The sequence below is a fragment of the Streptomyces sp. WAC 04229 genome, from assembly GCF_003947455.1.
In the GTDB taxonomy this organism is placed as follows: domain Bacteria; phylum Actinomycetota; class Actinomycetes; order Streptomycetales; family Streptomycetaceae; genus Streptomyces.
The window spans coordinates 1-11625 of the sequence record NZ_QHJH01000219.1 but is presented as its reverse complement, the minus strand read 5'-3'; the positions used below and the strand labels follow the sequence as shown (position 1 = coordinate 11625).

Here is an 11625-nt window from a genome sequence, read left to right as displayed (position 1 = left end):
GTCTGGGTGGGCGCGCCGAGCGGGCGCCAGGGATAAGCGCGCAGGGGCGAAGCGTCAGGACGGGCGCGCCGGGGTGGGCGCGCCAAGCGGGGCGTCGGGATGGGCGCGCCCGGGTGGGGTGTCAGGTCAGGCGCGGGAAGCGCGCTTGGAGGGTCCAGATCGCCGGGTTGTCCGCCAGGTCCTCGTGCATGTCGGTCAGATCGGCGACCAGGTCGTGCAGGAAGTCCCGGGCCTCCCGGCGCAGTTCGGCGTGGGAGAAGGACAGCGGGGGTTCGTCCGCCGGCATCCAGTCCGCCTCGATGTCGACCCAGCCGAAGCGGCGCTCGAAGAGCAGGCGGTCCGTGGACTCGGTGAAGTCCAGCTCCGCCCGCTGCGGCCGGGCCGCCCGGGAGCCCGCCGGGTCCCGGTCCACGCGTTCCACGATGTCGCACAGCGCCCAGGCGAAGTCGAGCACCGGCACCCATCCCCAGGCTGTGGACAGCTCCCGGTCGGCCTTGGTGTCGGCGAGATAGACGTCCCCGCAGAACAGGTCGTGCCGCAGCGCGCGGACGTCCGCCCGCCGGTAGTCCGTCTGCGGCGGGTCGGGGAAGCGGGTGGAGAGGGCGTAACCGATGTCGAGCACGCAGGTGATGGTGTCACGCCCGACCGGATAGGTTGCCCACGTGATCATCACCCCCTTGCGGCCGGGCCCCGACCACGACATCCCAGGGCCCCTCCTGACCGAGCTGACCGCCCTCTACGCCGCCCACCGCGACTTCCACGCGCTCAGCGGCGACTTCCCCGACCCGGACGACGTCCGGCCGGAGCAGGTGGCGGCGGCGCTGGCCGACGAGCTGGCGCGACCGGGCGCCGAGGTGCTCCTCGCCAGGGACGCGGGCCGGCTGACCGGCGTCGCGATCACACTCGCCCGGCATCCCGACCCGTCCGACCCGGACCCCTGGATCGGACTGCTGATGGTGGACGCGGGCCTGCGGCGCAGGGGCCACGGCAGGCGGCTCGCGTCGCTCGTCGAGGAACGGCTCCGGGCCACCGGCCGCACCGCCGTACGGCTCGCCGTGCTCGACGCCGACACCGAGGCCCTCGCCTTCTGGACCGCCCTCGGCTACACGGCCGTCGACCACCGCCCCGACCTGGAGCGCGGCCGTCCCTGCACGGTGCTGCGCAAGGAGTTCGACAGCGGCGTGCCGCGCACCCCGCGCCGCGCCGCCCGGGTCGCCGTGCTCGACCCCGAGGGCGCGGTGTTCCTCCTGCGCTACGACAACATCGAGGTCGGCGTGCACTGGGCGATGCCCGGCGGCGGACTGGACGCGGACGAGAGCCCCCGCGAGGGCGCCGTGCGCGAGGTGCGCGAGGAGACCGGCTGGCACGACCTGGAGCCCGGCCCGCTGCTCTGCACCTGGGAACACGACTTCACCCACCTGAGCGTCGGCCCCGTCCGCCAGCACGAGCACATCTACGTCACCCGCGCCCCGCGCCGCGAACCCACCGGCCCCCACCTCGCCGCCGCACACGCCGCGGACGGCATCCTCGACTGGCGCTGGTGGAGCCGCGCCGAACTGGCCGAGGCCCCCGAACCGCTCTGGCCCCCGGACCTGGCCCTGCTGCTCGACACCTTCGAGGGGTGAGACCGCGGGGACGGCGGTGCCTCACGGGCGGTCCGGCCGGCCGTCCCCGTAGAGCCAGTCGTCCCAGATCTCCGTGAAGTCCTCGTCCGGCGCCGACTTCTCCACGTAGGCCGTGAAGTCCTCGGTGTCCGCGTTGCCGTGGCGGTGCGCGCCGGCCCAGCCCCGCAGCAGGGCCGGGAAGGCGTCGTCGCCGACCTTCTGGCGGATCTTGTGCAGGACCATCGCACCGCGCTGGTAGACGGGGCTCGCGGAGATGTGCTCGGCGTCGGGCGGGTCGGCGGGCGGGAACGCCCAGATCGAGTCGCCCTCGTCCTCCTCGTCGTAGTACGTCCCGTCGTAGAGCGCGTCGAAGGTCTGCTGGGCGGTGTCGCCGCCCTCGTCCTCCTCCCACAGCCACTCGGCGTAGGTGGCGATCCCCTCGCTGAGCCACATGTCCCGCCAGGTCTCCGGGCTGACCGAGTTCCCGTACCACTGGTGGGCGAGTTCGTGGACGAGGAGGACCTGGCTGGGAGCGCCGGGGAAGTAGGGCCGGTTCTGGGTCTCCAGCGCGTACCCGGCGTCCTCGACGCGGTCGACGATCGCGCCGGTGGAGGAGAAGGGGTACGGGCCGAAGTTCTCCTCGCCCCACTCCACGACGTCGGGAATCCGCGCCAGCACCTCGCGGCTCGCGTCGGACTGCTGCGGGTCGACCGCCGTGTACACCGGCAGACCGCTGTCGGTGGTGGAGCGGTCGGTCTCCCACTCGCCGACGGCGACCGTGGCCACGTGGCTCGACATCGGCTCGGCCGTGTGCCAGGTGAACGTCGTACGGCCGCCACGGGTCCGCTCGTCCCGCAGCTCCCCGTTGGAGACCACGCCGAAGCCCTCCGGCACGGTCACGGCGAGGTCGTACGTCGCCTTGTCCGAGGGGTGGTGGCTGCCGGGGAACCACGTCATCGAGCCGACCGGCTGGCCGAGCGCCACCGCGCCGTCGGCGGTGGGCAGCCAGCCCTCCTCGGAGTCGTCGGGATCGGTCACCGTCCGAGGTTCGCCGGAGTAGCGGACGCTCACCCGGAACGTCTCCCCTTCGCGCAGCTCGTCCGCCGGGCGGACGGTCAGCTCCTGCCCGGCCCGGTTGAAGCGGGCCTCCCGGCCCTCGACCGTGACCTCCTCGACGTCCAGGCCCTTGAGGTCGAGGTCGAAGGCCGACAGGTCCCGGGTGGCACGGGCGGTGATCGTCGCGGTGCCGGCGAGGTGCTCGTCGTCGGGCTCGTAGGCCAGCCTCAGGTCGTAGTGGCCGACGTCGTAGCCGCCGTTGCCCGCCTTCGGGAAGTACGGATCGCGCACGCCCGAGCCACCGGGACCGCCGTCCACGGCGCCGCCACCGCTGCACGCCGCGAGGGCGGTGACGGTGGCGGCGGCTATGAGGGGACGGGAGATGCGCACGTCGTGATCCTATGCGGCGTTTCACGTGAAACGCCCGTTGGGACCGGGTGTCAGGGACCTCGGGGCAGTCCCGCTGCCCCTGGGTCCTGGGCCTAGTTCAGCGCCTCGGCGCCCGCCCGCGCGAACTTCTCGTCCAGGGTGCCGGACGGCGCGCCCGCGACCCCGATCCCGGCGATCGGCGCCTTGCCGGCGGTGACCGGGACGCCGCCGCCCAGGAACAGGGTGCCCGGGATGTCCTTCAGGTTCGGGGCGCTCTCGAGGCGGCCCTCCAGCTCGCTGGTCGGGGCGTTCCAGGAGACCGCGGTGAACGCCTTCTTCTCGGCCGACTCGTAGGACTGCGGGCCGGCGCCGTCACCGCGCATGGTGAGGATCGTGTTGCCGTTGCGGTCGACGACCGCGACCGTGATCCGCTGCCCCTCCTTCTTCGCGGCCTTCAGCGCGGCCTGCGCCGCCTCGGTGGCGGCGTCGATCGTCAGGTGCGTGGAGGTCGTGGTGGAGCGCTGCCCGGCCGAGGCGGGGGTGGCGGACGCGGCGGAGTCCCGGCCGCTCTCCGGAGCGGAGGCGTTCGCGGCCACCGTGCCGAAGGTGCCGGCGGCGACGGCGGCGAGCACGGCGCCTCCGGTGGCGATGCGGGCGCGTCGGGAAAGGGTCTTCTTCATGGTGTCTGCTCCTCGGGATCGGACGGGGCCGGACGGGATCGGGCGCTGTGCTGCGTCCCGCTCTCCACCCTCCGTCCCGCCGCCCCGCTGCCCGGTCGCCGGTCCGGCTGCTCCCGGACGACGGAACGGGCGAGGCCGGGGTCGTCCGATCGGTTGACCCGGATACCCCCCGCACAGGGCACCATGGGTGTGTTCGGGCAGCTCAGCGCCCTCCTGCGGCACGTTGGGGGCACGAACCCGGACACGGACACGGACCCGGACCGGACAAAGGACCGGACAAGGACCGGACGCCGAGGCGGCCAGGAGGCGGAAGGAGGCGGGCGGATGCCGAAGCCGTACGACCCCGACACCCGGTGGCTCGGTGCCGTCATGCACGCGGCGTTCTTCCTGCTGCTCGGCGGCGCCCTGGCCCGCTTCCTGCTGCGCCACCCCGGCGAGCCCCGCACCCCGTGGATCCTCGCCCTCTCCCTCGCGCTGGCCCTGCTGCACCTGCTCGGGCCGGTCCTGAGCGGGCCCGGGGAGCGGCCCACGGGGCGGCGCGCGGCCTGGCTGGGCCTGGTGGTCGTGGTGTGGATGGTGCTGGTCGTCCTCGCGCCCAGCTTCTCCTGGTGCGCGGTGCCCCTCCTCTACACCGGCCTGCGCACCCTGCCGCCCCGGGCGGCGCTGGTGCTGGTCGGCGTCCTGACGGTGTTCGTGGTCGCCGCGCAGTTGCGGCTCGCCGGGCGCTTCGACCCGAACCTGCTGCTGGCCCCGCCCGCCGTCGCCGCCATCGCCACCGCCGTGTTCCTGCACACCGAGCGGCAGACCGCCCGGCAGCGCGCCCTGATCGACGACCTGCTCCGCACCCGCCGCGAACTCGCCGCCTCCGAGCGCCGCGAGGGCACTCTGGCCGAACGCCAGCGGCTGTCCATGGAGATCCACGACAGCCTCGCGCAGGGACTGTCCAGCCAGCGGATGCTGCTCCAGGCGGCCGAGCGGGTCTGGGAGTCCGCCCCGGACAAGGCGCGCGCCCACGTCCGGAGCGCCGCCTCCGTCGCAGAGCACAACCTCGCCGAGGCCCGCCGCTTCGTCCACGACCTCGCCCCGGCCGACCTCGCCCGGGGCGGCGGCCTGGAGGCGGCGCTGCGCGCACTGGCCGCGCGGGAGTCCGGCGACGACCTCACCGTGCGCGTCCACGTCGACGACGGCGCCCGCGTTCCGCCGCTGCCGGACCGCGTCCAGTCGGCCCTGCTGCGCATCGCGCAGGGCGCCCTGGCCAACGTACGGGAGCACGCGGGCGCGTCCACCGCCGCGCTCAGCCTCACCCTCCTCGACGACCAGGCCGTGCTGGACGTCACCGACGACGGCCACGGCTTCGACCCGGCCGCCCCGCCCGACGCCCCCGCCGGAGTGCGGGGCCACGGACTGCCCGCGATGCGCGCCCGGCTGCGCCAGCTCGGAGGCACCCTGACCGTCGAGTCCGCCCCCGGCGAGGGCACCGCCCTGTCCGCCGCCGTCCCCCTGGACCCGCCCCGCACCGACCCGGCCGACGCCCAGGAGGCACCCCGATGACCGACCCGGCAGCCGGCGCTCCCGCCCCCGTGCGCATCCTGGTCTGCGACGACCACGTCGTCGTACGGGCCGGACTGCTCGCCCTGCTCGACAGCGCCCCCGGCATCGAGGTGGCCGGCGAGGCCGGCACCGGCGAGGAGGCGCTCGCGCTCGCCGGGCGGCTGGCGCCGGACGTGGTGCTGATGGACCTCCAGCTCGGCGAGGGCATCGACGGCGTGGAGACCACCCGCCGCCTCACCGCAGCCCCGGCGGCCGGCTCCGGCGGCCGCACACCGCACGTACTCGTCCTGACCACGTACGACACCGACGCCGACATCACCCGCGCCATCGAGGCCGGCGCCACCGGCTACCTGCTGAAGGCGGAGCGCCCCGAAGAACTCTTCGCCGCGATCCACGCCGCCGCCCAGGGCCGAACGGCGCTGTCGGGGCCGGTCGCCAGCCGGGTCATGGCCAACATGCGGCGCCCGAGGCCCTCCCTCACCGACCGCGAGCGCGACATCCTGGCGCAGCTCGCCACCGGTCTCGGCAACCGGGAGATCGCCCGCGCCCTGTTCATCAGCGAGGCCACGGTCAAGACCCATCTGCGCCGGATCTACGACAAACTCGGCGTCGACACCCGCGCGGGCGCGGTCGCCGTGGCCAAGGAGCAGCGCCTTCTGCCGTGACGCGGGCGCCGGAACAAGCCGACCGGCCACCCGGACACGCCGAAGGCCCCCCGGCCGGACGTCCGGGGGGCCTTCGTACGGAACTGCTCGGCGGGCGAACGTCAGACGTTCACGCCGAAGTCCTGGGCGATGCCGACCAGGCCCGAGGCGTAGCCCTGGCCGACGGCGCGGAACTTCCACTCGGCGCCGTTGCGGTACAGCTCGCCGAAGACCATGGCGGTCTCGGTGGCGGCGTCCTCGGACAGGTCGTAGCGGGCGATCTCGGCGCCGCCGGCCTGGTTGAGGATGCGGATGTAGGCGTTGCGCACCTGGCCGAAGTTCTGCGAGCGGTTCTCCGCGTCGTAGATCGAGACCGGGAAGACGATCTTCTCGATGTCGGCCGGCAGACCCGCCAGGTTGACGTTGATCGCCTCGTCGTCGCCGGCGCCCTCGCCGGTGCGGTTGTCACCGGTGTGGACGATGGTGTTGTCCGGCGTCTGCTTGTTGTTGAAGAAGACGAAGTGGCCGTCGGAGTAGACCTTGCCCTGCGAATTGACCGCGATCGCGGACGCGTCGAGGTCGAAGTCGGTGCCGGTGGTCGTGCGGACGTCCCAGCCGAGGCCCACGGTGACCTCGGTCAGGCCCGGAGCCTCCTTGGTGAGCGAGACGTTGCCACCCTTGGACAGGCTTACAGCCATTGTTGGGAGTCCCTTCCCTCGTTTACGTACGGCAAGAAAGCTACAGCTACCCCCATGAACGTCGAGGGGGGTACGTAAGGTTCCAGCTCTCTTTACTTTCTTTACCGAGTGCCGGACCGAGGATATTGGGGTGACGTGACCCGTTCGGGGGCGGGAACATGGACGGCATGTCCGGTCCCCATGTCATCCGCGGTTCCGTCTCCCTTCCCGAGGCCGAGCTGGTCTGGCGCTTCTCGCGTTCCTCGGGGCCCGGCGGCCAGCACGTCAACACCACCGACACGGCGGTCGAGCTGCGTTTCGACCTGGCGCGGACCGAGGCCCTGCCCGAGGTGTGGAAGCGGCGGGCGCTGGAACGGCTGGCCGGGCGCCTGGCCGACGGCGTCGTCAGCGTCCGCGCCTCCGAGCACCGCTCCCAGTGGCGCAACCGCGAGACGGCCGCGGTGCGCCTGGCGGCGCTGCTCGCCGAGGCCACCGCGCCCCCGCCGAAGCAGCGTCGCCCCACTCGCATCCCGCGCGGCATCAACGAACGCCGCCTGCGGGAGAAGAAGCAGCGCTCCCAGACCAAACGGGGGCGCTCCGCGCGGGACTGGGACTGACCGACGCGGGGGTCCCCGTCGTGCCTGTCCGCGGGTTCGTCGTGGCGGGTCGCGCAGTTCCCCGCGCCCCTTTCGGGCGTACACCGCGCCGGCCGGCAGCGTTGTGACCGTGGGGGTCCGGTCGCATCTCCCCGCGAGTTCGTCGTGGCTGTGCGCGCAGTTCCCCGCGCCCCTTTCGGGGCGCGTTCCGCGGTGTTCAGCCCAGCTCCAGCACGCCCACCGTCTCGCCCTCGCTCGTCTCCCCGTTGGGGCGGAAGCCCAGGCCCAGGTAGAAGCCCTCGGGGCCGTGCGGGCCCGGATGCCAGGTCACCCAGCACTCCTTGCCGCCGCGGCGGCGGATCTCCTCCGCCACCGACTCCACGGCGAAGCGGCCGTAGCCGCGGCCCTGTTCGCCGGCCGCGATGTCCAGCCGCCACAAACCCGAGCGCAGGACGCTGCCGTCCTCGTACCAGTCGATGTCGAGGAAAGCCATCAGGAAGCCGACCGGACGGTCGCCGTCCACGATGAGCCGGGGCCAGGCGACGCCGTGGTGGACGTATGCCTCGGCGAGGGACTTCACCACCGGGTCCACGGCGAACTCCTGCTCCGGGCGCACCCGGATGCCGGTGGCGGCCTCGAAGTTCGCGGAAGTGATCGTCTCCAGCCGGAGACCGGCGTTCGTCGTCATGGGCGCACCCTAGGCAGGCGGCGCGAGGACCGGCGAGTGAATTGCGGCTCAGCCCAACTGCCGGTACCGGCCCCGGAAGTACGTCAGCGGCCCCCCGTCCGCGCTCGGCAGGGCGGCGGTCAGCACCCGGCCGATGACCAGCACGTGGTCCCCGGCCGGCACCCGCTGCTCGGTCCGGCACTCCAGGGTGGCCAGGGCGCCCCCGGCCAGCGGCGCCCCGGTCGCCCCGCCCCGCACGTAGGGGATGTCGGCGAAGAGGAGGCGGTCGCTGATCCGGCCCTTCATCGCGAAGCGGCCGGCGATGTGCCGCTGGCTCTCGGAGAGCACGGAGACCCCCCACAGGGGCTGCTCGTCGAGCAGGTCGTCCATGCGGGAGCCGGTCCGCAGGCTGACCAGGACCAGCGGCGGGTCCAGGGAGACCGACATGAAGGCCGTGGCCGTCATCCCGACGTCCTCGCCGCCCGGCGCCAGCGGGTCGTCGGCGTCGAGCGGCGGCTCCTGGGCGGTCACCAGGACCACGCCCGAGGCCAGCCGGGACATGGCCGCACGGAATTCCTCGTTGCTCACCCCCTCAGCATGCCCGGCGGCGGGCGACGGCAACGGGAGCGCGGGGGACGCGTGGGACGTGAGGGAGGGAGTATTCGGCACACCATCACGCTAATCTCCGGACTCTCGGCCGGACATCGGACCCCGGTCCGAACCGGGACCTAGGACCACGGACGGAGACGTGCGCATACCTACAAATTTGCATTCAGTAAACGCACAGGAAAAACGCAGAAACCCCACTCAATTGTTCATCTTTTGCTGTGACTTGAGTCACAAGGGGCGGTAATTGTTGACCCTGTGTACCGAGTGGGGAGCGCGCTGTGATTCAGTGGCGGTGAACCTGCAAGGGCACCATCAGTAAGGGCGCCGGAGAGATCCCTTGATTCGCAGCGAGGTCTCGGGGGGAGGGCGAGCATGGAGACCGAGTCGGAGCCCTACGTCCGCCTTGCGTCCCTGCGGCAACTGCACCAGGCCATGGCCGACATGAACAAGGCCCGCAGCCTGGCCGACACCCTGCAGGCCGTCGCCGACGGCGTCGTCCAGGCCCTGGGGTACGAGCTGGCCTGCGTCAACCTGGTCCGTCCCGACGGCGATCTCGTCGTCGCCGCCTTCGCCGGCAACCCGGCCGCCGAGGCCCTCATCACCGGCCGCTCGGGCTCCCGCGACTCCTGGGACCGGCGGCTGAACATGGGCGAGCAGTGGGGCGACCTGATCTTCATACCCCACACCGAGGGCTGGATCCTCGACGACGACGACGTCCCGCAGTGGTACACCGACGGACCCGCGCCCCGCTTCGAGGACGAGTGGCACCCCTCGGACCGCCTCTTCGCCCCGATGTACGCGCCGGGCCCGCAGGGCGGCGGCAACAGCGGCGAGCTGATCGGCGTCCTGTCCGTGGACCGGCCGCGCAACGGCCGCCGCCCCGGCGCCTGGGGCCGCGAGGCTTTGCAGATGTACGCCTTCCAGGCCGCCATCGCCATCAGCAACGCCCGGCTCCGCTCCAACATGCAGCGCGCCCTGGTCCGCCTGGAGCGCGACCAGCAGGCGCTCAGGGCCAGCGAGGAGAGCTTCCGCCAGGCCTTCGAGTACGCCCCCTCCGGCATGGCCATCGCCGAGATGGGCGGCGACCAGCACGGCCGGATCCTGCGCACCAACGACGCGCTCTGCCGCCTGCTGGGCCGCCCCGCCTCCGCGATGCGCCGCTACGCCTTCTCCGACCTCGTCCACCCCGAGGACATCGGCACCCTGCTGCGCACCTCCGCCGAGGGCGGCCGGGCCGAGCTGCGCCTGGGCCGCCGCGACGGCACCTACGTCTGGGTCTCGCTGCGCAACAGCGTCGTCGCCGACGCCGCCGACGGGCCCCGCTTCCTGCTCACCCACGTCGAGGACATCGAGGAACGCAAGCGCCGCGAGCTCCAGCTCGCCCACCGCGCCTCGCACGACTCGCTCACCGGGCTGCCCAACTCCGCCGAACTGCGCTCCCGCCTGGCCGCCCGGCTCTGCCAGCGCCCGCAGTCCTCGCACGCGGCGATCGCCGACGCGATGGACGCCGCCTACGGGCATCCCGCCGTCTTCGACTCCGGCGGCCACACCTTCGACTTCAGCGCGCCCGCCGAGCCGTACGGGGCCTACGACCACCATGTGCACGCGGTCGCCCCCGAGGACGGCCGGGACGACGGCACCAAGGGCCTCGCGGTCCTCTTCTGCGACCTGGACGGCTTCAAGTCGATCAACGACCGGTTCGGGCACAACGCGGGCGACGCCGTGCTCATCGAGGTCGCCCGCCGGCTCGGCGGCGGCGTCCGCGACGGCGACACGGTGGCCCGGCTCGGCGGCGACGAGTTCGTGATCCTCGCCAACGGTCTCGGCCGCGCCGACGCCCAGGACCTCGCCGTACGCCTGCGCAACGAGATCATCCAGCCGATCCGGGCCGAGGGCCGGGCCGTCCGCGTGGGCGCCAGTTTCGGCATCGGATGGGCACACTGCGGGATGACGGCGGACGAGGTGTTGAAGTCAGCTGACGAACGGATGTACGTCGAGAAACGATCTCGTCCCAAACAGCACCGCCGAGCCGGATGATCACCAGGTCAGCGCGCTGATGCGGTCTGAGTCACCCGTTTGGGTCAGCCCGAGCGGGTAGGCTCGCCATCTCACACCTGTACCGCAACGCACCGCATCTGGTTAGGAGACCAAGGGATGACGCCCGGCAACAACGGCGCGAGCACGCCCGAGGACGACGACCCCTTCGGCTATCTCTACGCCGACGGGCAGGCCAACGGGGCCCAGCCGCCGTCCGGTGGCTACGGCTACCCGAACTCCGTCAACCGGGTGCGTCCCGTCGGTACACGGCAGTACGGGGCACCGCAGCAGCACCAGGGCACCCAGACCGCCGCCTTCGGCCAGGCCGCCCCGCCCCAGCAGGGTGCCTACGGTCAGCCGCAGGGTGCCTACGGTCAGCCGAACGCGCACTACGCCGCGCCGGAGACGTTCCCCGGCGGCGGTGGCGGTTCTCACACCGGCTCGCCGCAGTCCGGGCACGGCGGGGGCGGCGGACGCCGCGGCCCCAACACCAAGGGCCTGCTGATCGGCGCGGTCGCCGTGGTCGCCGCCGTGGTGATCGGCATCGCCGTCGCCATGACGAGCAGCGGCTCGGACGACGACAAGGGCGGCGACCAGGCGGGCGGCGACCCCACCGCGGGCCAGTCCCAGACCACCGAACCGAGCGCGTCCGCGAGCGACGGGGCGGAGGAGGAGGTCGAGCTTCCCGGGGTCGACGCGAAGACCCTGCGCCTGTCACCCGGGGTGACCACCGCCTCGGACGTCAAGGGCGCGGAGGCCGACGGCGGTGTCTACGTCACGGGCTTCAACCAGGTCGGTGCCAAGGTCACCTGGACCGTCAACGGCATCGAGAAGGCAGGCAGCTACCGCCTGAACGTGCGCTACGGCATCCCCGGGGTGGACGCCGACGCCACTCTGGTGATCAACGGGAAGGCCAGCTCGCGCCCGCTGAACATGAAGAACTTCGGCGGCACGCCCCAGGGCGACTGGGAAAAGGGCTGGCAGACCACCTGGGCCAACGTGAACCTCACCGAGGGCACCAACACGATCGAGCTCGCGTGCAACGCGGGCAACAAGTGCGACGTGGCCTTCGACCAGTTCTCGCTCTCGACCGACTAGCCGCCCCCTCGGGGGATCACGCCGCCCCCGCCTCCGC

Annotated in this window: 12 protein-coding genes; 6 read left to right on the top strand and 6 right to left on the bottom strand. The window is 72.8% G+C overall.

Features of this window, described 5'->3' with window-relative positions; genetic code table 11:
- Positions 1 to 121: 121 nt before the first annotated feature.
- Entirely contained in the window at positions 122 to 622 is a 501-nt protein-coding gene (locus tag DMH12_RS33590) for a hypothetical protein (RefSeq protein WP_125495141.1), read from the bottom strand.
- Positions 623 to 662: 40 nt separating this feature from the next.
- Here DMH12_RS33590 and DMH12_RS33585 point away from each other — a divergent pair, with 40 nt between their 5' ends.
- On the top strand, positions 663 to 1625 hold the full coding sequence (locus tag DMH12_RS33585) for an NUDIX hydrolase (protein WP_125495140.1): 963 nt from the start codon (positions 663 to 665) through the stop codon (positions 1623 to 1625).
- Positions 1626 to 1646: 21 nt separating this feature from the next.
- On the opposite strand, the gene DMH12_RS33580 is transcribed toward DMH12_RS33585, so the two are convergent.
- Both DMH12_RS33580 and DMH12_RS33575 read right to left on the bottom strand, forming a co-directional pair.
- Complete coding sequence (locus DMH12_RS33580; protein WP_125495139.1) at positions 1647 to 3050, bottom strand: M1 family metallopeptidase; 1404 nt, start codon at positions 3048 to 3050, stop codon at positions 1647 to 1649.
- 92 nt (positions 3051 to 3142) lie between these two features.
- Positions 3143 to 3709: a heme-binding protein gene (locus DMH12_RS33575; RefSeq protein WP_125495138.1), complete on the bottom strand. Its 567-nt coding sequence runs from the start codon at positions 3707 to 3709 to the stop codon at positions 3143 to 3145.
- 324 nt (positions 3710 to 4033) lie between these two features.
- Between DMH12_RS33575 and DMH12_RS33570 the strand changes: the two genes are divergently transcribed.
- Positions 4034 to 5260 carry a sensor histidine kinase gene (locus DMH12_RS33570; protein WP_125495137.1) on the top strand — a complete coding sequence of 409 codons (1227 nt, stop codon included), beginning with the start codon at positions 4034 to 4036 and terminating at the stop codon, positions 5258 to 5260.
- On the top strand, positions 5257 to 5925 hold the full coding sequence (locus DMH12_RS33565; RefSeq protein WP_125495136.1) for a response regulator transcription factor: 669 nt from the start codon (positions 5257 to 5259) through the stop codon (positions 5923 to 5925). The genes DMH12_RS33570 and DMH12_RS33565 overlap by 4 nt, the downstream gene beginning before the upstream one ends.
- A gap of 101 nt (positions 5926 to 6026) precedes the next feature.
- Here the strand turns inward: DMH12_RS33565 and DMH12_RS33560 are convergent, their stop codons facing one another.
- Positions 6027 to 6602 carry a TerD family protein gene (locus DMH12_RS33560; protein ID WP_122619590.1) on the bottom strand — a complete coding sequence of 192 codons (576 nt, stop codon included), beginning with the start codon at positions 6600 to 6602 and terminating at the stop codon, positions 6027 to 6029.
- Between the two features lie 158 nt (positions 6603 to 6760).
- Here DMH12_RS33560 and arfB point away from each other — a divergent pair, with 158 nt between their 5' ends.
- Positions 6761 to 7198, top strand: coding sequence for an alternative ribosome rescue aminoacyl-tRNA hydrolase ArfB (gene arfB / locus DMH12_RS33555; protein WP_125495135.1), 438 nt, complete (start codon positions 6761 to 6763; stop codon positions 7196 to 7198).
- A 196-nt stretch (positions 7199 to 7394) separates the two neighbouring features.
- Here the strand turns inward: arfB and DMH12_RS33550 are convergent, their stop codons facing one another.
- Both DMH12_RS33550 and DMH12_RS33545 read right to left on the bottom strand, forming a co-directional pair.
- Positions 7395 to 7865 carry a GNAT family N-acetyltransferase gene (locus tag DMH12_RS33550; RefSeq protein WP_125495134.1) on the bottom strand — a complete coding sequence of 157 codons (471 nt, stop codon included), beginning with the start codon at positions 7863 to 7865 and terminating at the stop codon, positions 7395 to 7397.
- Between the two features lie 48 nt (positions 7866 to 7913).
- A complete protein-coding gene (locus DMH12_RS33545) occupies positions 7914 to 8513 on the bottom strand; it encodes a flavin reductase family protein (protein ID WP_122619593.1) in 600 nt (199 codons plus the stop codon).
- 312 nt (positions 8514 to 8825) lie between these two features.
- Here DMH12_RS33545 and cdgB point away from each other — a divergent pair, with 312 nt between their 5' ends.
- Both cdgB and DMH12_RS33535 read left to right on the top strand, forming a co-directional pair.
- The gene (gene cdgB / locus DMH12_RS33540; protein WP_125495133.1) at positions 8826 to 10490 is read left to right on the top strand and encodes a diguanylate cyclase CdgB; all 1665 of its coding nucleotides are present in this window, start codon (positions 8826 to 8828) and stop codon (positions 10488 to 10490) included.
- Between the two features lie 117 nt (positions 10491 to 10607).
- A complete protein-coding gene (locus DMH12_RS33535) occupies positions 10608 to 11588 on the top strand; it encodes a CBM35 domain-containing protein (RefSeq protein ID WP_125495132.1) in 981 nt (326 codons plus the stop codon).
- The last annotated feature ends 37 nt before the right edge of the window (positions 11589 to 11625 follow it).